Origin of the sequence: Pseudomonas sp. NPDC090201 (assembly GCF_044746825.1) — a bacterium.
Classification (GTDB): Bacteria; Pseudomonadota; Gammaproteobacteria; order Pseudomonadales; family Pseudomonadaceae; genus Aquipseudomonas; species Aquipseudomonas putida_AD.
Window position 1 is genome coordinate 62,616 of record NZ_JBIVCX010000002.1, and the last position, 26,725, is coordinate 89,340.

The following is a 26,725-nucleotide window of genomic DNA, read 5'->3' on the forward strand; positions in this document are numbered from 1 at the left end:
TCGGCTGGCAATCAGGCAAACAAGGTACACAACGCAAAACCGGCGTACCAGACGATGGCCGCGCGAATCAGCAATTCCCACAAGACATCCAGACTGTTCACACCTTCGACGCCGACAACCGGCGCCGGAACCTCGCCGGCCACGCAGCCCACCTTGGTAATCAGCTGCGAGGCGCTGATGTTCCAGTTGAGCAACTCACCGAGCATCACCCGGCTGACCGCGACGAAATTGCCCACCAGGGCAAAGCTTGCGGCGAGCAGGCGCACCGGCACCCAATCGAATGCATGGCGCAGTTGCGTGGCGCGCTCCACCAGCGGCGCAGTCCTGCCATGTTCAGCGGCCAGGGCCAGCAGGCGATAGGCCAAGGCCGCGACCGGCCCCAGGAGGAAATACCAGAAAATCACGGCAAAGAAGCCCTGATACACCTGCCACAGCAGGTAGGTTTGCGCACCGCCGAGCAGTTGCTCTTCGTTCTCGGCCTGCACGCCCAGGTCGCGCTCGGCGACCAGCACGGCCGCTTCCTGATCACCACGCCGGCAGGCATCGCGGAATGATCCCAGATTGGCCTTGATGTCCCCGCGTCCCAGGCTGTAGATCAGCACCAGCAGGTGAATCGGCAGCGCCAGCCAGCCATAGGCCACGGAGCCGACGATCCACAGCACCAGGGCCAGCACCAGCAACGGCAGCAGCACGATCAGGGACAGTATCCACCACGGCCGCTTTGCCGTACTGGGGTTCGACTCCAGCCGGCTCAGTTGGTACAGCCACGGAGCGTCACGCTGAACACGCTGGCGCAGGGCGGAAAACTTCTCGATCCACACTGCCAACAGCAACACCAGAAAACTCATCACCTGCTCCTTGATTCAATCCTGTAAAGCCGAACGAAACCGTGCCCAGTCAAAGCATGGACCCGGATCGGTCTTGCGTCCCGGGGCGATGTCGCTGTGCCCGCAGATGCGCTGGGTGGTGATCGCGGGCCAGGCGGCCTGCAACTGTCGGGTCAGGGCGATCAGCGCATCGTATTGCGCGTCGGTGAACGGCTGGTCATCGGTGCCTTCCAGCTCGATGCCGATGGAGAAATCGTTGCACGTCTCGCGCCCCTCGAACACCGAGATCCCGGCATGCCAGGCACGGTCCAGACAGGAGACGAACTGGGTCAGCTCGCCATCACGTTCGATCAGAAAATGTGCGGAAACCCGTAGTTCGGCGATGCCTTCAAAGTAGGGGTGTTCGGTGACGTCCAGGCGGTTCTGGAAGAACTCCTGCACCTTGCCCGTCTTGAATTGCGCGGGCGGCAGGCTGATGTTGTGGATCACCAGCAGCGAGATTTCCGCCTCGGGGCGGTCATTGAAATTGGGCGAAGGGCACGGATGCGCGCCGTGACACCAGCCCGTGGCAGGGTCCAATCGCATGGAGGGTCCTTAAAGCGTGAATCGACAGCGACCAGTATGCCCGCGATGGAACGAGATGTGGCGGGCAATGGTGATCCGATGTTGCAAACACCCTGCACGTCGGATATTCGAACACCGCCGCCGTAGCAGTCCGGCTTGCCGGCGGGGGCGCCGGTAAGACCGCCGTCGCGGGCAAGCGCGCTCCTACAGGGGATTGAGGTGTTCATGCGATCCAAGAACAAGTAAACAACCCGTAGCAGCACGGCTTGCCGGCGGGGGCGTACTTGAGATCGCCCCGCGGGCAAGCCCTGCTGCTACAGGGGTTTTAGCCTTTGAGCTTGCGCAGGTTGCCCAGCACCGATTCAAGGGCGCGGTCGAACAGCAGCGAATCGTCCAGCACGCGGATGGTGCCGCGACGGAATTCGACGGCCAGGCCCATGCGGGTTTTTTCCAGGACTTTCATGCCCGTGCGGTTGACGAACACGTAGCGCCCGCTCGGCTCGACAATCGCCGCCAGCTTGCAGCGCAGCTTGTGGTCTTCGTCTTCCTGGATCTCGACCCAACTGCCCAGGCGCAAGGTATCGACCTGTTGCAGCCCGGCATCGTCGTCGGGCAAGTTCAGTGAAGGCTCGCGCATCACCTGCTCACCTGGCGCAACCAGCACGATTTCTTCCACCACCGCCATCATCGACGGCCCGTCAGCGGGCTCCTGCGCCGTCTCGGCCTGTGGAGCTCGCGCAACGTTGTTGAACGCCTGCACATGCAGCGCTTCGAGCTGGCTGAAAAACTCGCTGGTGGCAAACGGATCGAACGCCGCGCTGCTCAGACCATCGCGCAGCGACTTGAGCAGGCCCGGCACCAGTTCCAGCAAGCGCTGACGGGCCTCGGGCTCCTCGTGGGGCTCGACGCTCCAGATCAGATCATCCATGGCCTGCAGCCCCGACTTCCACTCGGCCGACTGCTCGCCATGCTTGAGGCAGGTCAGCAGCAGCACCTTGCTCCAGGCCTCCTGCAGCAGGCGCACCACCACTTCAGGCAGCGTGCGGCCCAGCAGGCGATCATTGAGCGCCTGTTGCACCTGCTGACGCGCAAGCTCGGCCAGGGCACGGCCCTCTTCGGCATCGCGGGTGCGTTGCTCCAGCAGCTCACTGCGACGACGCTCATCGCTGGTGAACGCCAGGAAATCCACCAGCAATTCGGTGAAGATCGCCGGATCGTCGACGAAATCATGCAGCAACCGCTGGACGATCTGATCGATGCGCGAGTACAGCGAATCGCGCTGGCTGTCGTCGCGTCCTCCCCAACCGAGCGCTGCCGAAGCGATCTCGTTGAGCAGGCGCCGCGCAGGGTGGCTGCCACGGCTGAAGAAACTCTTGTCGATCACCGCGACCTTGAGCATCGGAATCTGCAACCGGCCAATCAGCGCGCGCAGGGAAGATGGCAGGTTACGGTCGTCGAGGATGAACTCGAACAGCATCGAGATGAGGTTGATGACGTCTTCATCCGTTGCACCGACGGTGCGGAACTTGCCGCTGCGCGCGCTCACGCGACCGATGAGTTGCTCGAGCTGCGCACGCAGGTCGAAGTCATCCGGGGTTTCGGCGCGAGGCACGTATTGCTGCAGATGGGACAGCAGGCGCAGCAGGTCCTGACTGGAAATCGGCCGTGCTTCAGTGACGCTGTCCGGGCGCGGCGTGAGGTTGCCGCGCACATGCACCAGCAGCTCCTGCAAAGCGCCGAAGACTTCCTGCACGCTCTTGTCGAGCTTCTCGGCGGCCTGCACCAGCGCAGCGCTGTCGGCGCGCTGGGCTTCGGTTGCGGGCGCTGCGTCTGCCGAACGGTCGGTAGAGCGGCGCGACGGCAACACTTTCAGATCCGGCAACACACCGGCGGAAATCAAAAGGTAATTGGCTTCTTCGTAAAGCTGATCGGCATTGCTCAGCGCGTACTTTTCGAAGAGCTTGAGAATGATCAGCTTGACCTTGATCTCGACGCCCAGATTGCGCCCGGCCTGCAAGAAGAAATCACACAGCAGGGTCGGCCCCAGGGGGTTGGTTTCGTCGGTCAGGCTCTGGGGAATCAACTCGTTCAGGCGCGTGGTCAACTGGCCCAGCGCGACACCGTCACGGTTCATGACCTTGGTGACCATGCTGTCCACGGCAACCGTGCGTTCCAGGTCATCATTGTGAACCAGCGCCAGCTTGTCGAAGGAAACGGGGTCGCTGAGGATCGGCTCGGCGATTTCGTACTGGCCGAGGCGCAGGAAGGATTCAAAGAATTTGTCGAGGAAATTGCGCTCGATACTCTTTCGCTTCAGGCGCAAGTCGCGCATGGCTTCGAAGAAGATGCTCTGCTCGGCGTTGTTGCGCGCCCGGTCCGCCATCTCGAAGAGGGTGTCATCGGCGTTGTCGAATAGGGTCTGAAGGCTTTCCTTGAGCTGCTGGGCGGCCTTGTCGCGCACCTGCAGCAAAACGACGGGCAGCCGAGCGACAGGCGAGGCACCCGAATGATCGGAGCTCGTCTTGCTCAACGGCACCACTTTACTGTCGTTCTGCATCAAGGACTCCATTCATCAACCATCACTTACAACAGCCACTGCTTGCGCCACAACCTGAGACCAGTTGGAGGCAGGCTCCATCTGGACGGATCGCGAGTGTGTAGTCCCTGGGATATTACGGCATACGTCAAAACTATGACGTCAAGGCTATGACATCAACTGCGGGGCGAATTATCTTTGAAATGCCTTCCGCTCGCCAGCGGTCTCGTGGTCCGGGTCCCAAAAATGCATCGCTGCTACAAGCGTAGGCCCAGACGGAGCGGCACGTGCAGGGATAGACCGCGGAAATCGCGTTCTGTCGCATGAAACGGGAAAAAACCGACAAAATGCAGCACATCCCCTCAAATGGATGTTCCAGCGTGGGTGGGTTGGTACAGACGACTGTCTTATACTCCGGCGACTTAGTAAGTGGAGTCCGATATGCCGAATCTTCGTCTTGCCGCACTGACCGCAGAAATCGAAGCCAACGTACGCCGTGCGTTGCTAGAAGACATCGGCAGTGGTGACATCACCGCGCAACTGATCCCCGCCGAGCGCTTGGCCAAGGCCACCGTGATCTCCCGCGACGCCGCCGTGATCGCCGGCACCGCCTGGGTCGACAGTGTGTTCCGCCAGCTCGATCAGCGCGTGGCCGTGCATTGGCAAGTCGCCGACGGTGACCGTGTCCAGCCCAACCAGCCTCTGTTCCATCTTGAAGGCCCTGCACGCTCCCTGCTCACCGGCGAGCGCAGCGCGCTGAACTTCCTGCAGTTGCTCTCGGGCGTCGCCACTCGCTCGCAGCATTATGCTGACATGGTCGCCGACACCCAGGTCAAGCTCCTGGATACCCGCAAGACCCTTCCTGGCCTTCGCCTAGCGCAGAAATATGCCGTCACCTGCGGCGGCTGCCACAACCACCGCATCGGCCTGTTCGACGCCTTCCTGATCAAGGAAAACCACATCGCAGCCTGCGGCGGCATCGCCCAAGCCATTACCGCAGCCCACAAGATCGCCCCCGGCAAACCGGTGGAAGTGGAAGTCGAAAGCCTGGACGAACTGAAACAGGCCCTGGACGGCGGCGCCGACATCATCATGCTCGACGAGCTGTCCCTGGACGACATGCGCGAAGCCGTGTGCCTCACCGCTGGCCGCGCCAAACTCGAAGCCAGCGGCGGCGTCACCGATGCGACGTTGCGCACCATTGCCGAAACGGGCGTGGACTACATCTCGATCGGAACGCTGACCAAGGATGTGAAGGCGGTGGACCTGTCGATGCGGTTGAGCATCTGACCGGCACGGGTTGAGCCTGAAAACGAAAAACCCGCCGTAGCGGGTTTTTCTTCAATGGGAATGCGCAATCAACTTCCGCCAAACCCGGACAACAACTCGGGGTTGTCGCGCACGATCAACTTGCCAACCATGGACGAGCCGTGCACGTTCAGATGGTTATTGTCCCGGTAGAGCAACTGCGCATCCTTGACCATCGTGCAGTCATCGGCATTGCACAGGTACTGGCTCACCGGAATGTATTTCACGCGCACATCCCGCTTGGCCACATCGACCAGTTGGGCTTTATAGGCATCGAGTTCCTTGCTGGCCTGCGCGAACGGAATCGAGCAATGACGGGTAGTGGTACCCACCCGGCTCACGCAGTCTTGAGGGCCGAAAGGGAATCGAGGGACGTCATCGACCAGGTAAACCTCTTTGCCCAACGACTCCAGATATTCCACCGTTGAATACACTTCGGCTTCGAGAGTCGATCCTGCGGGTATCTCATCGATCCGCTGAATCCAGTGCATGGTGATCAGGACTTTCTTGATCGAGGGGTGATCTTTCACGAAATCAAAGATGTATTTGAATCGCGGATTGCTCAGATAAGGCGGACTCGACTGGATGTAGTAAGCGACCGTGTGCTGGTCCATGGCTTTTGCCAGACCGACAAACAGATGTTCCCCATGACTGTCGCCAATGATCGCGACATCAACGTCCTTGTCTGCCCTGGACTGCATGCATCGGGTGTAGATTTCATAAGTCTCCGATTGCGCCCTCACGCCTTCATCCGCACAGGGGTAGAAGTTGGCCTTCATGTAATCGAAGAACCTGGCATGCCCCATGTCCTGGGCCATCGGGCTCACTTGCCGCAGATCGAACAGCGTACCCCTGAAGACCGAAATCCCCAGCGCTGCCACCATCACCATCATGACCCCCAGCACTGCGGCGTTGGTGTTGGTCCGGGACTTGCGCACCGGGGTTTCCACGACCTTGTAGGTGATCCACGCCAGCAACACCGACAGCGCCACCGCGCCTGCGCGATACCAAGGCTCGGCGAACTGGCTGGAGACGATGGTCGAGAACGACATGATCGGCCAATGCCACAGGTACAGCGGAAAGCTGATCAAACCGACCCACACCGCCAGCCTGTTCGACAGGATTTGCCGGTTGATCCAGGAGTTCCGGCCAGGCCCGATCAACAGCAGCGACGCACCCACGGGCAACAGCGCCCACAGGCCCGGGAAGGATCGGGTCTTGTCGATCAGCACCAGCCCCGCAGCCAGCAACAGCATCCCGCCGACAGCGCTGACCTCCTGGGTCCAGCGCAGACGATGAGCACTCATCGCCTTGCCTGCATGCAGATAGGCAAGGGCTCCGCCCAGCGCAAGCTCCCAGAACCTGGTGAGCGGTGAATAGAACGCGGCCGTCGGATCGGTGCTGACCTTCACGGCACTCGCATAAAGCGACAACGCAATCAGGAGCGCGAAACCCCAGACCGCCACTTTCCTGCACCGAAAGCCCACCCACAGGGCGACCGGCCAGAACAGGTAGAACTGCTCTTCGATCCCCAGGCTCCACAAGTGAAGCAACGGTTTGGTTTCAGCGGCGGCATCGAAATATCCAACTTCGCGCCAAAGGGCAATGTTGGAAATGAAACCGGCCCCGGCAAACACATGCTTGCCGAGCGCCTTCAACTCATCGTCGAACAACACATACCAGCCAACGATCAGACAGGCCGCCAGCACCAGCAACAGCGCCGGGAAGATCCGCCGGATCCTTCGCAGGTAGAACTTGAAGATGCTGAAAGTCCCGGACTCGAGTTCCTTGAGCAAGATGCCGGTAATCAAGTAACCCGAAATCACGAAGAAAACGTCAACGCCTATGAAGCCGCCGGGCAGCAATGCGGGAAACGCGTGATAGATGACAACGGAAAGAACGGCAATTGCCCGCAAGCCGTCAATGTCGGCCCGGTATTTCTGATTGGTAAGCATCGCTTGTCTTGCAGATGAGGACGGCAAGGCAGACTGCCAAGCGGGTCGCGGTGAATGAGGGCGCCGAGTGTACCCGCGCTGCGGGCGCAGCGGCAATGAAACAGCAGCGCATAGGCTTATTGCAGAGCGGCCCACGCCCTGCCGGGGTTGTCATTTACTCAGGCACGGTCGTCCAGATGACATACCCTTCCATACCGTGAGCACGACGCAACGCCTTCACCGCCTTGCTGGCCTCCCACTGGGAGTTGAAGGGTCCGACCGTGACCTTGACCAGCCCCTCCTCCATCACCGAAAGGCCCATGGCTTTGATCTTGCCCACCACGTTGCCACGTGTCTGCGCCTTGCAAAACACATCCACACCCCAGCACTCGACACGCGCAGCCGCGCCAGCCGCAGGATTACCCACCGCTTCGTAGCTGAAACAATGCGCGCATCGGGCGGTGTCCAGCGCCGTCTCGCCGCTGCAAAAACCACAGAAGCGCATGCCGGGTGAAGGCTTGCTTTCGCCTTTGAGCAGCAGAACGATCAGCACACAAAACAGATAGATCCCGCCCGCGATCAGGATTCCCGAAAACGGGAGCATGAGCAGCAGGAGCGGGACCGCAATGAGCAATGACACGACCCGAAGAAAGGTCTTGTGCCGCCTCGGCCAGGTCGGCGGTCCGTACGTGCCGGCCTCCATATTGACCAGGCTCAACACCTTGGCTACTTCAACAAGAGCACCGATGATATCCATAGCCTTGCGCTTCAATTCCTTTGACGAGCGAGACAGCCGCAACGGCCGGGGGAGTGGCGAAAGATGAGATGGGATCGCATGAATCTGTTCGAGCAACGCTACCGCTTGCGGTGAAAGCGGGACCAGGTGGATGTCACCCGCCATCTTCGTCCCTCTGGTCGAATACGGAACGCCGTCCAACGCGGGCCGCGTGTCAGGTATCTCCCGTACGCCGCGCTTCAGCTCGAACTCGCTCCAACGTGCGAAGCGCAATTCGCTGGAGCGGACAAACACATGAAGCGACAACATCACAGGTAAAGACCGTCACCGTCGAAAAGCTTGTAGGGGCGTTCAGTAGGCTTGGCCGAACGGCATGCGGTGTCGGTCAGGGAGCAGTAGTACGAGCCATAAGGGTAAACCCCGTTATCGAATCGACTTTATCCCAAACGTTACCCCTAAATCGGCTGGCAGCTGTCGGAATCCGATGAAACGCCATAATGAAAAAACCCACCAGAAGGCGGGTTTTACGGGGGTTCCAGAGATTTTGGTAGCCTTCGCTGGAACCTGAACTGGTGCCGAAAACAGGAATCGAACCTGCGACCTTCGCGTTACGAGTGCGCTGCTCTACCGACTGAGCTATTTCGGCAGCTCTAGCCAGTTCTAATTAACTCAACTGGCAGAACTTTTACACGCTGTCAGCTACTTATTTGCAGTCGCCTTGGCCTTTTTTCAGGCCGCGCTTGTCATCGCAAATGGTGCCAGTCATGGTCCAAGTCATGTTCGCATCACCGGCCGCATAGGTTGGGGTGAGAGTAAACGCGAGGGCCTTGCCTGAAGTGTCTGTAGCAGCGCTGTTACCAGTCATCACACCAGCGTTGCTGATCTTTAAGGTTGTCACGTTAAGGGTATCAACAGCAGCAGGAACACCGCTACTGCCGGCTGCGCAAGCGGTCAGGGAACCAGTTTCCTGGCTGCACATGCCAACTGCAGTCTTATAAGTCGACAGGTCTGAGACAGTCGCTGCGGCTTTAGCCCGGGACGTGTAATCGCTGTATTGAGGAATCGCAACAGCAGCCAAAATACCGATAATCGCAACCACGATCATCAGTTCGATCAACGTAAAACCTTTTTGTGCATTCATCGCTACTACTCCAAGCGTCAAATTAGGTGGTGCTCCCACGGTGGTAAAGCATTCGTCGTGCCAAAGCGGGAGCGTATTTCTTACTGAGGCACAATCCAGGCTCCAAGGTGTTAGCCGTCCTCACCTCCAGCACTAACTGACAATTTTTGTCACCTTATGCACGTCTATTTGGCAGCTACGCCTGACTACGCTATAAACGGTCTAATGTCTGTGTCTGGTGGCTGTAATGACTGATGTCGTCCTCACTGGTTTGGCGAAGCAACTCGTCGTAGCCGAACTCCTCAATGAAAAATCTGCTCAACAGGCCTACCAGCAGGCACGCCGCGACAAGGTTTCGCTGGTCAACTACCTGGTCCAGAACAAGCTGGTCAAGAGCCTGACACTGGCCGAACTTGCGTCGGAACAGTTTGGCCTGCCGTTTCTCGACCTGAGCACCCTAGACAAGGAAAGCCAACCCAAGGGTCTTGTCAGCGAGAAGCTGGTGCGCCAGCACTCGGCGCTGCCGTTGTGGCGGCGCGGCAACAAGTTGTTTGTCGGCGTATCCGATCCGACTAACCATCAGGCGATCACTGATATCCAGTTCAGCACCGGCCTCAACACTGAAGCGATATTGGTCGAAGACGACAAACTGACTGCGGCCATCGAGAAGTTCTTCGACAGCCACTCCGGGTTAAATGATATTTCTGACGTCGACTTGGGCCTGGAAATTGAAGCGGTTGACGACAGCAACGAAAGCAGCATTGCCGTGCAGGATGCAGATGATGCCCCTGTTGTGCGTTTCGTTAACAAGATGCTGATGGACGCCATTCGACTTGGCTCGTCGGACCTACACTTTGAACCTTACGAGAAAATATTCCGCGTCCGACTACGTACCGACGGCATCCTGCATGAAGTGGCTAAACCACCGACTCAACTGGCTGGCCGTATCGCAGCCCGACTCAAAGTCATGGCTGGCCTCGATATCTCAGAACGCCGCAAACCCCAGGACGGTCGGATCAAACTCCGCATTTCAAAAAGCCGCGCAATCGATTTCCGCGTTAACACGCTGCCAACCCTCTGGGGCGAAAAAATCGTAATGCGGATCCTTGACCCGACAAGCGCCCAGATGGGTATTGACGCACTCGGTTACGAGCCGGATCAAAAAGCTTTGTACCTTGACGCCTTGAGCAAGCCACAGGGAATGATTCTGGTCACCGGCCCGACGGGCTCGGGTAAAACGGTTTCCCTGTACACTGGCCTGAATATCCTGAACACCCCTGACATCAACATTTCCACTGCCGAAGATCCGGTGGAGATCAATCTGGAAGGCATCAACCAGGTCAACGTCAACCCGCGTCAGGGCATGGATTTCTCCCAGGCACTGCGGGCATTTCTGCGTCAGGACCCTGACGTCATCATGGTCGGTGAGATTCGAGACCTTGAAACAGCCGAAATTGCGATCAAGGCCTCGCAAACCGGGCACATGGTACTGTCCACCCTGCACACCAACAGTGCGGCGGAAACCCTGACGCGCCTGCACCATATGGGTGTTGCGGCGTTCAACATTGCCACCGCCATCAACTTGATCATTGCCCAAAGGCTGGCGCGCAAACTATGTCCGCACTGCAAGAAAGAGGTCGATATCCCACGCGAGACACTCATTGCCGAAGGCTTTCCGGAAGAGAAGATCGGCTCTTTCAAGCTCTACTCCCCAGTAGGTTGCGAACAGTGCAATGCGGGCTATAAAGGTCGCGTGGGGATTTACGAAGTGGTCAAAAGCACTCCGGCACTGGAGCGCATCATCATGGAGGAAGGCAACTCCATCGAAATTTCAGAACAAATGCGCAAGGATGGATTCAACGACTTGCGCACGTCTGGTCTGCTGAAGGCCATGCATGGCCTCACAAGCCTCGAGGAAATCAATCGGGTGACCAAGGATTAACCATGGCGACTAAAGCAGTAAAGGTCAGCATTTATACCTGGGAAGGTATAGACCGAAAAGGCGCCAAACAGACGGGCGAGATAAACGGTCATAATCCGGCACTGGTAAAAGCGCAACTGCGTAAACAAGGGATCAACCCGACTAAAGTCCGCAAGAAAGCGGTCTCGATATTTGGTGCGGGCAAAAAGATCAAACCGCTGGACATCGCTTTCTTCAGCCGCCAGATGGCCACGATGATGAAAGCGGGCGTTCCGTTGCTGCAATCGTTTGACATCATCATCGAAGGGTCTGACAACCCGAACATGCGCAAGCTTGTGGACGACATCAAGCAGCATGTTGCTTCGGGACATAGCCTGGCGGCGTCACTGCGCCAAAAGCCGCAGTATTTTGACGACCTGTTCTGCAACCTCGTTGATGCCGGAGAACAGGCAGGTGCGCTGGAGTCGTTGCTGGATCGGGTTGCCACTTACAAAGAAAAGACCGAACGCCTTAAAGCGAAAATCAAAAAGGCCATGACCTACCCGATAGCTGTCATTATCGTGGCCTTCATCGTGACCGGCATTCTGCTGATCAAAGTAGTGCCTCAATTCCAGGCAGTTTTCTCAAGCTTTGGGGCAAAGCTTCCAGCCTTCACATTGATGGTGATCGGCCTTTCTGAATTGCTCCAGAACTATTGGTACTTCGTACTGATAGGTCTGGTGATTGCAATCGCAGCGTTCAGAAGGACCCACAACACCTCTGAAAAATTCCGGGACAACGTTGATCGAATGCTTTTGAAATTGCCCGTTATCGGGCCGTTGATTTTCAAGTCATCGGTTGCACGGTACGCCCGTACCCTATCAACGACCTTCGCCGCTGGTGTCCCGCTGGTTGAAGCCTTGGACTCGGTCGCTGGAGCCACCGGCAACGTTGTCTTTCGAAATGCCGTACAGAAAGTGAAGCAAGACGTTTCAACAGGCATGCAGCTCAATTTCTCGATGCGAAGTACCGGTGTATTTCCAATGCTGGCGGTGCAAATGACTGCCATCGGCGAGGAGTCTGGTGCGCTCGACTCCATGCTGGATAAAGTTGCGACTTACTACGAAGATGAGGTCGACAATATGGTCGACAGTCTCACCAGCCTGATGGAACCGATGATCATGGCCGTTCTGGGCGTTATCGTCGGCGGCCTCGTTATCGCCATGTACCTCCCCATCTTCCAGCTCGGAAACGTCGTCTAGCCATGTCCCTCCCCGAACTCCTGGCCAGCTCCCCGCTGGCCTTTGTTTTATGCACCCTGATTTTGGGCCTGCTCGTGGGCAGTTTTCTCAACGTGGTGGTTTACCGTCTGCCGACGATGATGCTGCGCGACTGGAAGATCCAGGCGCGTGAAGTGCTGGAGCTGCCGCCAGAACCGCAGGCAGAAACCTTCAACCTGATCCTGCCCCACTCCCGCTGCCCGCACTGTTCGCACAGGATCCGCGCATGGGAAAACCTGCCGGTGGTGAGCTATCTGTTCCTGGGCGGCAAGTGCTCGAGCTGCAAGGCGCCCATCAGCAAGCGCTACCCGCTGGTAGAGCTGGCGTGCGGGCTGATGTCGGCCTTCGTGGCGTGGCATTTTGGCTTTGGCTGGCAGGCGGGTGCGGCGCTGGTGTTGAGTTGGGGGCTGCTGTCGATGAGCCTGATCGACGCCGATCATCAGCTGTTGCCCGATGCCATCGTACTGCCACTGCTGTGGCTGGGGCTGATCGTCAATGGGTTCGGGCTGTTTGCGACCCTGACTGACGCGCTGTGGGGCGCGGTGGCGGGTTATCTGGTGCTGTGGGCGGTGTTCTGGGTGTTCAAGCTGCTCACCGGCAAGGACGGCATGGGTTACGGCGACTTCAAGCTGCTGGCCATGCTGGGCGCCTGGGGTGGCTGGCAGATCCTGCCGCTGACGATCATGTTGTCGTCGATTGTCGGGGCAGTGCTGGGGCTGATTCTGCTGCGCGTTCGCAATGTCCAGACCAGCACGCCGATCCCCTTCGGGCCTTATCTGGCCATTGCGGGCTGGATCGCATTGCTCTGGGGTGCTCAAATAACCACTTCGTATTTGCAGATCGCCGGTTTCAGATGACCTCTCACGCAACAACTCCCTGGATCCTGGGCCTGACGGGCGGCATTGGCAGTGGCAAAAGCGCCGCTGCGCAGTGCTTCGTCGAGTTGGGCGTACATCTGGTCGATGCCGACAATGCCGCGCGTTGGGTGGTCGAGCCCGGACGCCCTGCCCTGGCGCAGATCGCCGAGCATTTCGGCGCGGGAGTACTGCAGGCCGATGGCACGCTGAACCGGGCGGCGTTGCGCGAGCTGATTTTCAAGGATCCGCAGCAGCGGGCCTGGCTCGAGGGCTTGCTGCATCCGTTGATCCGCGAAGAGATTCGTGACTACCTGGCCCGCGCAGAATCACCCTACGCGGTTCTGGTTTCGCCGCTGTTGCTGGAAACCACTCAGCACCAGATGGTTCAGCGGGTGCTGGTGATCGATGTGCCAGAGGCGCTGCAAATCGAGCGTACGGTGCTGCGCGACAAGACCAACGAGGAACAGGTCCGGGCGATTCTCAAGGCCCAGACTACCCGCGAGCATCGCTTGAGTCAGGCTGACGATGTCATCGTCAATGACCGTGACCCTGCGTGGCTGAAAAGCGAGGTCGAGCGCCTGCATCACTTTTATCTAACTTTGCGTGGAGGCCAATGATGAGCCAACCAATGACCGTCAATTGCCCAACCTGCGGAGCGCCTGTGGAATGGACGCCAGCGAGCAAGTTCCGGCCGTTCTGTTCCGACCGTTGCAAGCTGATCGACCTGGGCGCCTGGGCTGCGGAAGAGCACGCGATTCCGGTCGCGCCGGATGCCGAGGACGAGCTGTTTTCGGGTGAACTGGACCCGCGTCAGCATTGACCGGGCGTGACACCTGATGCGTTGCCGTCAGGTGTCACCGTCATCGACCCAGGGTTCGGACAGATACCGCGAGCGGTTGAAGGTTTCCAGCCACTCGGGGCAGAACACCACCAACGCAGTCACGATCACGCCGTTGATGAACGCCTCGGGGAAGATGATCAGCCACAGGTAGCCGATGAAGTCGCCCAGCCATTCCGGCATGGCGAACAATCCACCCACCCATAGTAAACCCATCGCTAGCAGCAGACAGAGCAGCGCGGTCAGCGCTGCGGCGAAGAATCCGGAACAGAAGATGTAGGTAAATGGACTCTTGGGCTGTGCGCGCTCGACCAACAGGCAGCAGGCTTCGGTCACCATGACCGGAATGCCCACCAGCAACAGGCCGTTGACGCCCATCGACGCCATGTCCTGATGCCCCATCGACAGCATGCCCAACTGGGCCATCAACCCACCGACAATCGCCAGCGGCCAGTTCAGCAACAGGGTCACGGCTGTCATGCCGATGAAGTGATAGGACACGCCGGTGTCGAAGTCGCGGCGCAGCAACCAGAGCAGAAACAGGGCGAACACCGTGCCGAAGAACACGTGCTGGCGACGGGTGTCGGTGATCAGTTCGATCCACGGACAACGCCACAGCGCCCATGCAATGAGGGGAAGGTAGAGCATCCAGCCCAGGATCATGGTTTCGGGGGTGAGAACTTGTGCTCCGATCATGGCGACGACTTCTTTTTATGGGTTCGGATTAAGGGCAGCCTACACCTTTTGAAAAAGCCTGCGTGTCAAACCCGATAACACCGCAAAACCTCGGTTTATTCACCCTCGCAGCTGTAAGCAGATGTGTGTAGTGGCCCAAAGCCTTACCTTGGCCAGTTTCATTTCTGGGTGTGAATCCATAGACTTGGCGCTCATTGTTTCCAGCCAAGAGACATCTATGGATCGCATCGAATGCATGCGCGCGTTCGTCGCCACGGTGGGCGCCAACGGTTTCGCCGCAGCCGCCCGCGCACTGGACGTGCCCCGCTCGAAAGTCAGCAAACAGATCCAGGCGCTGGAAGAAGCCATCGGCGTGCAATTGTTGCAACGTACTACACGCAGTCTGCATCTCACCGAAGCCGGCGCCGAGTACTACGACGCCTGTCGTGATGTCATCGCCTCGCTGGACGAAGCCGAACAGCGCGCCCGCACCGGAATGGGCGAGATCCGCGGCGTGCTGCGCGTCAACGCGCCGATGTCGTTTGGCCTGAGCCGGCTGGGGCCGTTGCTGCCGCGCTTCAACGAATTGCATCCCAATGTCGAGCTGCAGATTGTGCTCAGTGACCAGCAGGTCGATCCGGTGAAAGGCGGGTTTGATGTCACCATCCGGATTGCCAGCCTGCCCGACTCTTCCATGGTGGCCCGCTCCCTGGCACCGGCGCCACGGGTGATGGTTGCCTCGCCGGAGTATCTGGCCAGGCACGGCACGCCGCAGTCGCCCAAGGACCTGGCCAGCCATCAGTTCCTCAGCTACGGCTACCTGCAAAGCGGCATCAGCCTGCAACTGTGCAACGGCAAGGAAACCCAGCGCGTGACGGTCAGCGGCCCGCTTCACGCCAACAACGGGGATATCCTCGCGCAAGCAGCGGTGTCGGGGATGGGCATCGCGCTGCTGCCCAACTTCATCGTCGAAAGGGCTGTGGCCGATGGCCGGCTCAAGCCGGTGTTGTGCGAATGGCAGGCGCCGGCGATTTCGGTGAATGCGGTATATCCGTCGGCACGCCGTGTGCCGATGAAAACCCGCGCGTTCATTGATTTTCTGGTCGAGGAATTGGCGTTGGGGTCGGCGGGGTTCTGACCCTATCCAGTACCCCACAAATCCCGTAGCAGCATGGCTTGCCGGCGATAGCGATCTTGAGGGCGCCGACGCCGGCAGGCCGGACTGCTACGGGTCGGTGTTTCACGCGACGGCGCCCACGGGCTCCTGGCCGTTCAATACCGCTGCCAGGCTGGCGAGCACCATGTGGCCCATACGCGTGCGCGTCTGCACGGTTGCGCTGGCGCGGTGGGGTTGCAGGATGACCGTTTCCAGCCCGAACAATGCCTCTGGCACGTGGGGCTCGTCGACGAATACGTCCAGTCCCGCACCGGCAATCGACCCGGACTCAAGAGCTGCGATCAGCGCGGGCTCGTTGACCAGGCTGCCACGGGCCACGTTGATCAGGTAACCCTCAGTCCCCAACGCCGCGAGCACATTGGCGTTGATGATGCCCTTGGCCTTGTCAGCCGCCGCCGCGACGATCAGCGCGTCGCTTTGACGAGCCAGTTCCACCAGATCGCTGACGAAGGTGTAGGGTACGTCGCTCATTTCGTTGAGATCGGTGTAGCTGATCGGGCAGCCGAACGCCGCGGCGCGAGTGGCGACTGCGCGCCCTACCCGGCCCAGCCCGACGATGCCCACGCGCATGCCGCTGAACTGCCTTGCCAGTGGCAGCGGCACCAGCGGCGTCGAAGTTCTGGCCCACTCCCCTGAACGCACATAACGGTCGCCCGTGCCCAGGCCGCGGCAGGCCGAGATCAGCAAGCCGATGGCAAGGTCGGCGACGTCTTCGGTGAGCGCGCCGATGGTGGCAGTCACGCGGATGCCACGGTCCCGGGCATAGGCCAGATCGACCGCATCAGTGCCAACGCCGTTGACCGCGATCACTTCCACCTTGGGCAGTTGCTCCATGACAGCACGAGTGATGCCAGTGTGTCCGCCAGTGACCACACCACGAATGTTGGCGCCATGCTCACGCAGGTAGGCAGCTTTGTCGGTCTGCTGGAAGTACGGGCGCACGGTGTACAGCTCGTTCAGGCGCGCGTTGACTTCCGGGATCAGAATGGGGCTCAGTTGCAGGATTTCTGGTTTCATCGATGCCTCGCTCATCTCGGTTCAGACAGGTTCAGCCACGGCCCACGAAAGGCATGTTGGTGGCCATCACGGTCATGTTCAGGACGTTGGCCGACAGCGGCAGCGCCGAGATGTAACGCACGGCATCGGCGATGTGCTTGACGTCGATCATCGGCTCGACCGCGGTCGTGCCGTTGGCCTGGCGCACGCCTTTGGTCATGCGCACCGACAGCTCGGTGAGCGCGTTGCCGATGTCGATCTGGCTGCAGGCGATATTGAACTCGCGGCCATCCAGCGCCAGGCTTTTGGTCAGGCCCAGCACGGCGTGTTTGCTGGCGGTATAAGGCGCGGTGAACGGACGAGGCACGTGGGCCGAAATCGAACCGTTGTTGATGATCCGGCCACCCTGAGGCGACTGCTTGCGCATCAGGCCGAAGGCGCCACGGCTGCACAGGAAAACCCCGGTGACGTTGGTGTCGATCACGCTCAGCCACTTTTCCACCGGCAGCTCGTCCATCGGCACCGCAGGGGCATTGACGCCTGCGTTGTTGAACACCACATCGAGCCGGCCGTAGACCTCCTCGATGGTCGCGAACAGGCGGTCGACACTGGCCGGATCGCGAACATCGGTGGACACCGCCAGCGCCTCGCCGCCCTGCTCGCGGGCCAGTGCGACCAGTTCTTCCAGCGGCTCGATGCGACGCCCGGTCACCACCACCTTGTAGCCGTCTTCCAGGAGGCCCAACGCCACGGCACGACCGATACCGCTGCCTGCGCCGGTGACCAGGGCGATTTTCGAGAGAGATTGTTCTGTCATTGTTGTTCTCCTTTTGCCTGTGGGAATGGGTCAGGCAGCGCGACGGCTGCCGACCCGAACTTCGAATGTGCCAATACCGTCGATACCGCCCTGGATGACGTCGCCCTCTTGCAGCGATGCAACGCCAGGCGGCGTGCCGGTCATGACCAGGTCGCCCGCGCGCAGGCCGACCGAATGAGAGAGTTGGCTGACGATCTCCGCCACCGACCAGATCTGGCTTTCAAGGTCCGAACGCTGGCGCTCGACGCCGTTGACGCTGAGCCAGATCGCGCCTTGCCGCGGATGGCCATGGACTTGCACCGAGCGGATTGGGGTGATCGGCGCGGAGCCGTCGAACGCCTTGGCCGGCTCCCACGGATTGCCCACCGCCTTGGCCGCCATCTGCAAATCACGGCGGGTCAGGTCCAGGCCTGCGGCATAGCCCCAGACGTGTTCGAGTGCCTGGGCTTCACTGATCTGAAAGCCGTCTTTGCCGATGGCCACCACCAGTTCGATTTCATGGCAGAACTGGTCGGTCTGGGAGGGAAACCCCAGCTCGCCGGTGGCATCGATGACCGAGGTGGCGGGCTTCATGAAAAACGCCGGCACTTCACGGGCGCCATTGGGCGAATCGCCCCAGTGATAGTTGCGCCCCAGGCAAAACACCCGGGCAACGGGAAAGCGCGCGTCGCTGTCGGCAACCGGCAGGCTGCAAGTGCGCAGGGGTTCGAATACGAAGTGGTTCATGGGTGTTCCTTGGGGGGCCCGTTTCATCCAGAGACTACGGGATGCAAACGGGTGAAAGTTGGACAAAACAGTGTTCGCGCTGGACTAAAAAACTCAATGTCGAGGGCAGAAAAAAGGCGCACTCACGTACGCCTTTGCCCAATTCGGCAGAAAGTCACACACACATTCTCAAGGCTCAGCGAGCCTTCAATTCGATGCGATAAATGCGGCCCAGCAACAGGGAATACGACAGCGTGCCGATGCAGGCCACGCCACCGATAAACCAGAAGGCCCAGGCGAAGTTGCCGGTCATGTGCAGGATCTGGCCGATGACGATGGGCGTCACGATGCCGCCGATGTTCGCCGCCAGGCTCGTGATGCCACCGGTCAGGCCGATCAATTCTTTCGGGGCAATTTCCGACACCGCCGCCCACGAAGAAGACGCGATGCCCTGGGCGAAGAACGCGATGGTCAGCAGCGCAATGCACAGTTCGTTGGAGTCAGTGAAGTTGACCAGCATGATCGACATGCCCAGCGCCGAGCCCACCACCAACGGCAATTTGCGGGCGAAGGACAGCGACACGCCGCGACGAATCATCCAGTCGGAAATCACCCCGGCCAGCAAGATGCCGACAGTGGCGCCAATGAACGGCAATACCGCGAAGATGCCGACCTTGACCATGGTCAGATGACGCTCTTCGATGAGGTAGGTCGGGAACCAGGTCAGGAAGAAGTACAGGGCCGAGGTGCTGGCGAACTTGCCGATGCAGATAGCCCAGACTTGGCGATACTTCAAAAGCTCGGCGATCTGCGACCATTTGAATTTGTTCTTGTCCTGACTGTTTTTGACCAGGCCGCCGCCCGACTCGATGTATTCAAGTTCCTCTTTGCTGGCCTTCTTGCAGTTCAGCGGATCGCGGTACAGGTAAAGCCAGGCGATACCAAACAGGATGCCGACGATACCGGTGCTATAGAACACGTGGCGCCAGTCGTAGGTCGTCGCCAGCCACAGCAGCAGGCCGGTAAACAACGCCGTGCCCAGGTACTGGCCGCAGACGTAGATACTGCTGGCCATGCCCCGCTCACGGGCCGGAAACCAGACCGTCACCGCGCGGCTGTTGGCCGGAAATGCAGGCGCTTCCATCGCGCCAACGGCCAGACGAAGACCAAACAGCGAGGCAAAGCCGCCCGCCAGCCCCTGGCACACGGTGACCGCCGACCAGGAAATCAGCGAGACACCATAGGTCAGGCGCGATCCAAAGCGGTCAGCGATAAATCCTGCGGGCACGAGGGCGAAGGCGTAGGTCCAGGCGAATGCGGAGAAGATCAGGCCCATCTGGACTTTGTCCAGTCCCAGATCCTTGGCCATGAACGGCGCGGCGATTGAGATGTTGACCCGGTCCACGTAGTTGATGATCGTCGCGATCAGCAGCAGCGAGAGCATGAACCAGCGCCGGTGGGTGGTAGGGCGGGCGGGAGCGGCGGCTTTTGGAGCGGCCACGACCGCATCCATCGCCTGAATGTCAGGGTTGCTCGACATGAGAATTCCTCGTTGTTTTTATTGGAATCGAGTGATGAAGCGCCCCTTTAACTTATCGTATGACTGGTTTTAAACAAGACGCCGCTTAGAACGTTTTTAAATTTCAGAGATGGCGTCTTATTGTTTGTCCAAGAAATTCCTGAAGGACAAAGCGCGGCTGAAAGCTTGAAATTTCGCTCGCAAACACCGTGCTAGAGCCGTTTTTAGTGGCTTAGGTGAAAGTGGATTTTTTGGACAGAAAATCCTGACGGTGTCAGAAGAAAGGTTTGAAGGAAGTCATAGGACAACCGACAATGCATCCAGAACAACGAGGAACCGCATGATGGATTCAGCGACCCGCGCGCCCACCTATGGCATGCAGCAACGCAGCGAGCGCCCGGACTTCTATATCCGTGGCAAGACCGAAGGCAAGCCGGAAACCGCGCCCCACCGCCATGAGTATTTTCAGATCCAGATCAACCTGGGCGGCGATACGGTGCAGCACATCGGCGGCGTGGTTCGGCCCTTTCCGCGCAATACGCTGGCGTTCATCCTGCCGCACAAACTGCACCTGATCCCTCATCCGCCGGAAGGCAACTTCCTGCTCATCAACTTTGCCCAGACTTTCCTGCTGCCGCAGTTGCAGTGCGACCCGCTGGATCTGGAAGACGTCGCCATCGCGCTGGCGCCGGAGCTGTCGCCGTTTCGCTTTCAGGAGCATCTGGACTTCACCCTGGACGCCGAGCAATTCGCCGAAATCGAGCGCTTGCTCGACCGCATGCGCAGACTCGATCAGAACCGCCAGTTCGGCACTCGGGAAATCCTCAAGGGTTGCCTGTTGCAGCTGATCGGCACGGTCTGCGAACTCTATGCCGAGCCGATCAAACTCATGGCCGACGACAATGCCGCCGAGCGCAGCCGGCGTGACGCCCTGGCGCGGATGTCCGAGTACGTGCGCAAGAACCTCAGCGACCCGGATTTGAGCTTGAAGAAAGCTGCTTCTGCGGCGTTTCTCTCCCCCAATTACCTCACCCACTGGCTGCGCAAGGAAGTGGGCAAGACCTTCAGCGAGCTGGTGCTGGAACGGCGCATGCACCTGGCGCGCACGCTGCTGCTCAATGGCAGCAAGCCTGTGGGAGAGGTCGCAAGGTTGTGCGGATTTGCCGATGAGGCCTACTTCTCCAGGCGCTTTCGCCACGCCCACGGGATGCCACCTGGGCAATTCCGCAAGCAGAGAGATTTGTAGGAGCGCGCTTGCCCGCGATGGCGGTATGTCTGAAACGTCGGTGGTGGCTGATCCACCGCCGTCGCGGGCAAGCGCGCTCCTACAGGTCGGTATTGAATTTAGGTTCCATCTTCACGCCAGAGCGCTAAGCTCTTCCTCATGGATGACTCCGATTACCTGCGTCTGTTGACGATCCAGGCCGAGCAGGCCAACACCTTCCTGTCCAACGCGCGTAAATGGGAGCGCGAGCGCTGGGTGTGCCAGCGTTTGCTGCAGGGCCTGAACATCCCTCACCGCAACGAAGACTTCCTGCCAGCCGGCCAGGAACCACCGGATGTGTTGTTTCGCGATGCCTGTTTCGAGGTGTTCTTCGTGCTCGATGAGGGTCGCAGGCTCAACGACGAATGGCGCGAAGAGCTGCAGCGTCGGCGCAGCGCCTTTTCCCTGAGCCAACTGGTACGTCGCGAGGCCAAGCCCAAGCGCATTCCGGCCTCGGACCTGTTGCGGCGCCTGGGCCCGACCCTGCGCAAGAAAGCCCACAACTACAAGGAACGCGGCCTGGACCTGAGCGAGCTGGACATCATCGCCTTCGCCAGCCTCAAGCGCGAAGTGCTGGACCTGAACAGCCATTTCCCCCCGCCCACCGAGTACCTGCGCCAGGGCTGGCGTTCGCTGTCGCTGGTGGGGCCGACCTTCGCCCGCGTGCTGTTCGCCCACCCCGATGCACCGGATTTTCTGCGGACCAACCTGGGGCGCAGCGTGGTATTCGATGTGGGCATCAGCCTGTGATGGCGGATTTCCCGTGCGAATGTTACAAAGCGGAATCCGACGCGAAATCTGCTGTATCGAAAAGCCGCAGCAGGGCGTCAACGAATGTAATGCTTTGCACGACGCCAGCGTTTGACGTCGATCAATTGTTCATGACGAGGCTCATATGACAAGCCGCCTGAACCCCGAAGACCAAAAGCGTGTCGAAGAGTACCTTCGCGCGCCCCAGCACCAAGTCGAGCGCCGGCCTTTTCGGCCCTGGCTGCTCCTTGTGATTGTGCTTGCGGTGGTGATCGGGCTGGGCTTGTTGAGCCGCCTGTTGAGCTATCTGACGCTATGAGCTGCCTTGCGCTCGCGCAGATTGCGCCCAAAGAGAATTCCTTAAGCCTTATGAGATATCCCCATGACTCATCGTATCGTGATCGTCGGCGGAGGCGCTGGTGGTCTGGAGCTGGCTACCCGCCTGGGTAAAACCCTGGGCAAGAAAGGCACGGCCAGCGTCACGCTGGTGGACGCCAATCTGACGCACATCTGGAAACCGCTGCTGCACGAAGTGGCCGCAGGTTCGCTCAACTCCTACGAGGACGAGCTGAACTACGTGGCGCAGGCCAAGTGGAACCATTTCCAGTTCCAGTTGGGCCGCATGACGGGCCTGGATCGCGAGCACAAGCAGATTCACCTGGCGGCCACACTGGATGAAAACGGCGACGAACTGGTTCCGGCGCGCAGCCTGGATTACGACTCGCTGGTGATTTCGGTCGGCAGCACCACCAACGATTTCGGCACCAAGGGTGCGGCCGAGCACTGCCTGTTCCTGGACACGCGCAAGCAGGCCGAGCGCTTCCATCAACAACTGCTCAATCGCTACCTGCGCGCCCACGCAAGCGAGCTGGCGGCCACTGAAGAAATCAACGTGGCCATCGTCGGCGCCGGAGCGACCGGGGTCGAGCTCGCCGCTGAGCTGCACAACGCCGCCCACGAGCTGGCCGCCTACGGGCTGGGCCAGATCAAGCCCGAGAACCTGCGCATCACTGTGATCGAAGCGGGCCCCCGCGTGTTGCCAGCACTGCCTGAGCGGATTGGCGGCCCGGTGCACAAGACCCTGGAAAAGCTGGGGGTCACGGTGCTGACCAACTCGGCGGTCAGCGAAGTGACGGCTGAAGGCCTGGTCACCAACACCGGCCAGTTGATTCCGGCGACGCTGAAGGTCTGGGCGGCGGGCATCCGTGCTCCGGCGTTCCTGGAAGGCATCGCCGGGCTTGAGACCAACCGCATCAATCAGTTGCAGGTGCGCCCGACGCTGCAAACCACCCGCGACGACAACATCTTCGCCTTCGGCGATTGCGCCGCCTGCCCGCAAAAGGGCACCGACCGCAACGTGCCGCCACGGGCCCAGGCCGCGCACCAACAGGCGTCCCTGCTGGTGAAATCGCTGAAGCTGCGGATCGAGGGCGGCGAGTTGCCGGAGTACAGCTACAAGGACTACGGCTCGCTGATTTCGCTGTCGAAGTTCTCGGCGGTGGGTAACCTGATGGGCAACCTGACCGGCAGCGTCATGCTTGAGGGCTGGCTGGCGCGGATGTTCTACGTCTCGCTGTACCGCATGCACCAGATGGCGCTGTACGGCACGTTCCGCACCTTGATGCTGATGCTCGGCAGCCGGATCGGACGCGGCACCGAGCCGCGGATGAAGCTGCACTGATATCGAGGCTTGCGTAGCAGCACGGCTTGCCGGCGGGAGCGATTTCAAAGACGCCCCCGCCGGCAAGCCGTGCTGCTACGGGGCCGGCGCAAAAGGTTCCGTAGGAGCGCGCTTGCCCGCGACGGCGTCGGCACAGCCTGCATGGCTGGTGGCTGATCCAACGCTGTCGCGGGCAAGCGCGCTCCTACGGGGCTCCCCTACGGCATTACCCGCCCTTTGCCCAGATGCTTGGCCTTGTACATCCACCGGTCGGCCTCGCGCATCAGTTCGTCCTGCTCCTTGCCGGAGCCGGGCTCGTACATAGCAAACCCCACGCTGGCATTGCTGCGGATCACGTCGCCCTTGATGATGATCGGCTCGCCAATGGCCGCCAGCAATTTCTTCGCGACTTCCCGCGCTTCATCCGCACCCGGCACGATCCCTTCGAGAATCACGATGAACTCGTCTCCCGCCAGACGCACCAGGCTGTCGGTCCGTCGCACGCAGCTTTGCAGGCGCACGGCGATGGTGCGCAGCAAGTCATCCCCCGCATCGTGGCCGTAGGTGTCGTTGATCCCTTTGAAACCATCCAGATCGATGAACATCAGCGCCATTTGCAGCATCGAACGGTCGGCACGGGCCTGGGCGATCGGCAGCAGCGCCTCCAGCGCACGGCGGTTGTACAGCCCGGTGAGCGCATCATGCCGGGCTTCCTGCTCAAGCTCCTTGCGCGCCTGAATGTTCTGGATGATGGAGATGAAGTATTCCAGATCCCCTTCGCCTGACAGCTTCTTGGTCACGCTCAGGTTGACCCACACCGAATTGCCGTCCTTGCGCAGGTAGCGCTTTTCCATCTGGTAGTGATCGATCTTGCTGTCGATCAACTGCTGCAGATGCTCCATGTCGGTGTTCAGGTCATCGGGGTGGGTGATGTCCTGAAAGGTCAGCAGTTCAAGCTCGGCTGCGCTGTAGCCGATGATCTCGCACAGCGCGCGGTTGACGTTGATCCAGCCACCATCGGGCGCGACCAGGGCGATGCCCACCGACGCCAGTTCGAACATCGAGCGATAGCCGGCCTCACTGGCGCGGAACAGCGCCTCGGACCGGTTGCGCTGCCTGCGCGCCAGCATCAGGTTTTCCCGCAGTTGCACCTCGCGGCTGACGATGTCGGCCAGGTCACGCAGGGTGTCGATTTCTTCCTGGGTCAGTTGCCGGGGCCGCTCGTCGATGGCGCACAGGGTGCCTACGGCAAAGCCCTTGCTGGTGCGGATCGGCACGCCGGCGTAGAAGCGGATGTGCGGCGCGCCGGTCACCAGTTGGTTATCGCGAAAACGGTCGTCTTCGGCGGCGTCCGGTATCACCAACGGGGAGGTTTGCAGGATGGCGTGGGCGCAGAAGGCCATTTCCCGAGGCGTCTCGCTGGCCTCCAGCCCTTCGCGGGATTTGAACCACTGGCGGTCTTCATCCACCAGCGAAACCAGGGCAATGGGCACGTCGAGCACACGGGCGACCAGGCGGGTGATGCGGTCCAGCGAGGCCTCCGCTGGCGTGTCGAGGATTTCAAGATTGCGAAGCGCTTCGAGGCGCTCTGTTTCGTATGGAGGAGTGGGCGCTTTCATATATCGATGGGCCGGTCCTGAAAAGACTGACTGGAGTCTATACCGGGTGCCGGCAATGCGCACGGATCAGAGGCCCGCGCCCCGAAGGGTGCACCCGGTTACTTCCTGTCATAAAAACGTTCTGTTTACTGTGATCCCATTGAGACATCACACCCGAATCGTTCGATCACAGGAATACATTCATGTTTCAACGCTCCCGCTTGATGCTGGCTACCGGCCTTGGCATTGCACTGAACCTCTCTCTGATGAACGGCGCCAGCGCGGCACAGGAAGTGACCGGCGCGGGCTCCACCTTCATCTATCCGGTGCTCTACAAGTGGGCCACTGACTACGACCAGAAGACCGGCGTCAAAGTGAACTATCAGAGCATCGGTTCAGGCGCTGGCGTGGCTCAGATCAAGGAAGGCGCAGTGGACTTCGGCGCCACCGACATGCCACTGCGCTCGGCCGATCTGCAGACGCTGGGCCTGCAACAATTCCCGTCGGTGATTGGCGGCGTGGTGCCGGTGATCAACGTGGCATCGATCAAACCCGGCAGCCTCAAGTTCAGCGGCCCGGTGCTGGCCGATATCTACCTGGGCAAGATCACCCAGTGGAACGACCCTGCCCTGGCGGCGCTGAACCCGGAGATGAAGCTGCCTGCCGACAAGATCAACGTCGTGTACCGCTCGGATGATTCGGGCACCACGTTCAACTGGGCGAGCTACCTGTCCAAGGTCAGCAACGACTGGAAGAGCAAGGTGGGCTCGGGCACTTCGGTGAAGTGGCCGGTGGGCATCGGCAGCAAAGGCAGTGAGGGCGTGGCGTCCTACGTGAAGAAGATGCCGAACTCCATTGGCTACGTCGAATACGCCTACATCAAACAGCAGGGCCTGAACTTCGGCCTGTTGCAGAACGCCGCCGGGCACTTCGTTGCACCGAGCACTGAAAGCTTCCAGGCCGCTGCCGCCACGGCCGACTGGAAAAGCGCCAAGGATTTCGACCTGTCGATGCTCAACGCGCCGGGCGACAACGCCTACCCCATCACCGCCGCGACGTTCATCGTGATGTACAAGCAGCCCAAGAATGCCGATCGTCAGAAAACCGTGCAGGACTTTTTCCGCTGGACTTTGGAAAGCGGTCAGGATCACGCACGGGCGCTGGACTTCGCACCTATCCCAGCTGATCTGAAGAACCAGATCGAAGCCTACTGGGGCGACGCCCCCAAGGCGCAATAAACGGCAGATTGACCAGGTGAGCGCAGAAACCCTGCGCTCACCGCCCTGACAATCGGTCGAGCAACGCGCTCTTCTCTTCCAGCACTGCGGACTTCCTGGCGATTTCCGCGCGTGCCTGCTCGATGCGCGAGCGCCCTGCCTCCACCGCAGCCTCGTGGGAATCAAACAGGCTGTCTGGTGCGTACCATTTGCCCTTGATGGAGCGGTCGTTCTGGCCGTCCGCCGTAGGGCCGACCAATTCGACTTCAAGCACGACGAAGCTGCGGGTCAACACCCAGGCGGTGTAGGGATAGCTGCGGATGTTTCTGCTGTGCCTCATGGTGGTGTCTCATTGATGAGGTTTTCTGCGTGATAGACGCCTCGCAAGCAGGCGAAGCCGTCGAATGGCTGCCCATGATACCTAGCGCTGTATATATTTTCATATAG

The 26,725-nt window shown here is 60.0% G+C and carries 24 protein-coding genes, 1 tRNA gene and 3 pseudogenes; 13 read left to right on the top strand and 15 right to left on the bottom strand.

Annotation, left to right across the window (positions count from 1 at the left end; all coding sequences use genetic code 11):
* Positions 1-11: 11 nt before the first annotated feature.
* The 3 genes from ampE to ACIPOO_RS06570 form a co-directional block, all read right to left on the bottom strand.
* On the bottom strand, positions 12-848 hold the full coding sequence (gene ampE, locus ACIPOO_RS06560) for a regulatory signaling modulator protein AmpE (RefSeq protein ID WP_400605300.1): 837 nt from the start codon (positions 846-848) through the stop codon (positions 12-14).
* Positions 849-863: 15 nt separating this feature from the next.
* Positions 864-1,412, bottom strand: coding sequence for a 1,6-anhydro-N-acetylmuramyl-L-alanine amidase AmpD (gene ampD / locus ACIPOO_RS06565; RefSeq protein ID WP_400605302.1), 549 nt, complete (start codon positions 1,410-1,412; stop codon positions 864-866).
* Positions 1,413-1,716: 304 nt separating this feature from the next.
* On the bottom strand, positions 1,717-3,948 hold the full coding sequence (locus ACIPOO_RS06570) for a DUF1631 domain-containing protein (RefSeq protein ID WP_274133623.1): 2,232 nt from the start codon (positions 3,946-3,948) through the stop codon (positions 1,717-1,719).
* Between the two features lie 420 nt (positions 3,949-4,368).
* Between ACIPOO_RS06570 and nadC the strand changes: the two genes are divergently transcribed.
* Complete coding sequence (nadC, locus tag ACIPOO_RS06575) at positions 4,369-5,217, top strand: carboxylating nicotinate-nucleotide diphosphorylase (RefSeq protein WP_400605304.1); 849 nt, start codon at positions 4,369-4,371, stop codon at positions 5,215-5,217.
* A gap of 68 nt (positions 5,218-5,285) precedes the next feature.
* Here nadC and ACIPOO_RS06580 read toward each other — a convergent pair whose 3' ends face one another.
* From ACIPOO_RS06580 to ACIPOO_RS06600, 5 genes and pseudogenes are all read right to left on the bottom strand, one after another.
* Positions 5,286-7,190, bottom strand: a complete 1,905-nt coding sequence (locus tag ACIPOO_RS06580) for an acyltransferase family protein (protein ID WP_400605306.1) — start codon at positions 7,188-7,190, stop codon at positions 5,286-5,288.
* A 154-nt stretch (positions 7,191-7,344) separates the two neighbouring features.
* Entirely contained in the window at positions 7,345-7,926 is a 582-nt protein-coding gene (locus ACIPOO_RS06585; RefSeq protein ID WP_400606314.1) for an SPOR domain-containing protein, read from the bottom strand.
* Positions 7,927-7,998: 72 nt separating this feature from the next.
* Positions 7,999-8,223, bottom strand: a pseudogene (locus tag ACIPOO_RS06590) (integrase); the annotation flags it as partial.
* A 252-nt stretch (positions 8,224-8,475) separates the two neighbouring features.
* Positions 8,476-8,551: transfer RNA gene (locus ACIPOO_RS06595), tRNA-Thr, on the bottom strand.
* Between the two features lie 57 nt (positions 8,552-8,608).
* Positions 8,609-9,046, bottom strand: a complete 438-nt coding sequence (locus ACIPOO_RS06600; protein WP_400605308.1) for a prepilin-type N-terminal cleavage/methylation domain-containing protein — start codon at positions 9,044-9,046, stop codon at positions 8,609-8,611.
* Between the two features lie 226 nt (positions 9,047-9,272).
* Between ACIPOO_RS06600 and pilB the strand changes: the two genes are divergently transcribed.
* From pilB to yacG, 6 genes and pseudogenes are all read left to right on the top strand, one after another.
* Positions 9,273-10,967, top strand: a complete 1,695-nt coding sequence (gene pilB / locus ACIPOO_RS06605) for a type IV-A pilus assembly ATPase PilB (RefSeq protein ID WP_400605310.1) — start codon at positions 9,273-9,275, stop codon at positions 10,965-10,967.
* Between the two features lie 2 nt (positions 10,968-10,969).
* A pseudogene (locus ACIPOO_RS06610) lies at positions 10,970-11,636 on the top strand (type II secretion system F family protein); the annotation flags it as partial.
* Positions 11,637-11,704: 68 nt separating this feature from the next.
* Positions 11,705-12,187 (top strand): annotated as a pseudogene (locus ACIPOO_RS06615) (type II secretion system F family protein); the annotation flags it as partial.
* Between the two features lie 2 nt (positions 12,188-12,189).
* Positions 12,190-13,062, top strand: a complete 873-nt coding sequence (locus tag ACIPOO_RS06620; protein ID WP_400605312.1) for a prepilin peptidase — start codon at positions 12,190-12,192, stop codon at positions 13,060-13,062.
* Positions 13,059-13,679: a dephospho-CoA kinase gene (coaE, locus tag ACIPOO_RS06625; RefSeq protein WP_400605314.1), complete on the top strand. Its 621-nt coding sequence runs from the start codon at positions 13,059-13,061 to the stop codon at positions 13,677-13,679. Before ACIPOO_RS06620 ends, coaE begins: the two co-directional genes overlap by 4 nt.
* A complete protein-coding gene (yacG, locus tag ACIPOO_RS06630) occupies positions 13,679-13,882 on the top strand; it encodes a DNA gyrase inhibitor YacG (protein ID WP_274133633.1) in 204 nt (67 codons plus the stop codon). Before coaE ends, yacG begins: the two co-directional genes overlap by 1 nt.
* 27 nt (positions 13,883-13,909) lie before the next feature.
* On the opposite strand, the gene ACIPOO_RS06635 is transcribed toward yacG, so the two are convergent.
* Positions 13,910-14,596 (bottom strand): energy-coupling factor ABC transporter permease, encoded by a 687-nt coding sequence (locus tag ACIPOO_RS06635; protein WP_400605317.1) that lies wholly within the window; start codon positions 14,594-14,596, stop codon positions 13,910-13,912.
* A gap of 217 nt (positions 14,597-14,813) precedes the next feature.
* Here ACIPOO_RS06635 and ACIPOO_RS06640 point away from each other — a divergent pair, with 217 nt between their 5' ends.
* Positions 14,814-15,713, top strand: coding sequence for a LysR family transcriptional regulator (locus ACIPOO_RS06640; RefSeq protein ID WP_274133635.1), 900 nt, complete (start codon positions 14,814-14,816; stop codon positions 15,711-15,713).
* Between the two features lie 102 nt (positions 15,714-15,815).
* On the opposite strand, the gene ACIPOO_RS06645 is transcribed toward ACIPOO_RS06640, so the two are convergent.
* The 4 genes from ACIPOO_RS06645 to ACIPOO_RS06660 form a co-directional block, all read right to left on the bottom strand.
* Positions 15,816-16,769, bottom strand: a complete 954-nt coding sequence (locus tag ACIPOO_RS06645) for a 2-hydroxyacid dehydrogenase (protein WP_274133636.1) — start codon at positions 16,767-16,769, stop codon at positions 15,816-15,818.
* A gap of 31 nt (positions 16,770-16,800) precedes the next feature.
* Positions 16,801-17,565: an SDR family oxidoreductase gene (locus ACIPOO_RS06650; protein WP_274133637.1), complete on the bottom strand. Its 765-nt coding sequence runs from the start codon at positions 17,563-17,565 to the stop codon at positions 16,801-16,803.
* Positions 17,566-17,595: 30 nt separating this feature from the next.
* Positions 17,596-18,291, bottom strand: a complete 696-nt coding sequence (locus tag ACIPOO_RS06655; protein WP_400605320.1) for a fumarylacetoacetate hydrolase family protein — start codon at positions 18,289-18,291, stop codon at positions 17,596-17,598.
* A 175-nt stretch (positions 18,292-18,466) separates the two neighbouring features.
* Positions 18,467-19,810: an MFS transporter gene (locus ACIPOO_RS06660; protein ID WP_400605322.1), complete on the bottom strand. Its 1,344-nt coding sequence runs from the start codon at positions 19,808-19,810 to the stop codon at positions 18,467-18,469.
* Positions 19,811-20,132: 322 nt separating this feature from the next.
* Here ACIPOO_RS06660 and ACIPOO_RS06665 point away from each other — a divergent pair, with 322 nt between their 5' ends.
* From ACIPOO_RS06665 to ACIPOO_RS06680, 4 genes are all read left to right on the top strand, one after another.
* Positions 20,133-21,035: a helix-turn-helix transcriptional regulator gene (locus ACIPOO_RS06665; RefSeq protein ID WP_400606317.1), complete on the top strand. Its 903-nt coding sequence runs from the start codon at positions 20,133-20,135 to the stop codon at positions 21,033-21,035.
* Positions 21,036-21,173: 138 nt separating this feature from the next.
* A complete protein-coding gene (locus ACIPOO_RS06670; protein ID WP_274133640.1) occupies positions 21,174-21,803 on the top strand; it encodes a DUF1780 domain-containing protein in 630 nt (209 codons plus the stop codon).
* Between the two features lie 145 nt (positions 21,804-21,948).
* Positions 21,949-22,122 carry a DUF3094 family protein gene (locus ACIPOO_RS06675; RefSeq protein WP_400605324.1) on the top strand — a complete coding sequence of 58 codons (174 nt, stop codon included), beginning with the start codon at positions 21,949-21,951 and terminating at the stop codon, positions 22,120-22,122.
* Positions 22,123-22,185: 63 nt separating this feature from the next.
* A complete protein-coding gene (locus ACIPOO_RS06680) occupies positions 22,186-23,484 on the top strand; it encodes an NAD(P)/FAD-dependent oxidoreductase (RefSeq protein ID WP_274133641.1) in 1,299 nt (432 codons plus the stop codon).
* A gap of 197 nt (positions 23,485-23,681) precedes the next feature.
* On the opposite strand, the gene ACIPOO_RS06685 is transcribed toward ACIPOO_RS06680, so the two are convergent.
* Complete coding sequence (locus ACIPOO_RS06685) at positions 23,682-25,082, bottom strand: diguanylate cyclase domain-containing protein (protein ID WP_274133642.1); 1,401 nt, start codon at positions 25,080-25,082, stop codon at positions 23,682-23,684.
* A gap of 182 nt (positions 25,083-25,264) precedes the next feature.
* On the opposite strand from ACIPOO_RS06685, the gene pstS reads away from it, so the two are divergent.
* Positions 25,265-26,299, top strand: a complete 1,035-nt coding sequence (gene pstS, locus ACIPOO_RS06690) for a phosphate ABC transporter substrate-binding protein PstS (protein ID WP_400605327.1) — start codon at positions 25,265-25,267, stop codon at positions 26,297-26,299.
* Positions 26,300-26,336: 37 nt separating this feature from the next.
* Here the strand turns inward: pstS and ACIPOO_RS06695 are convergent, their stop codons facing one another.
* Positions 26,337-26,618 carry a hypothetical protein gene (locus ACIPOO_RS06695; protein WP_274133643.1) on the bottom strand — a complete coding sequence of 94 codons (282 nt, stop codon included), beginning with the start codon at positions 26,616-26,618 and terminating at the stop codon, positions 26,337-26,339.
* Positions 26,619-26,725: the final 107 nt, after the last annotated feature.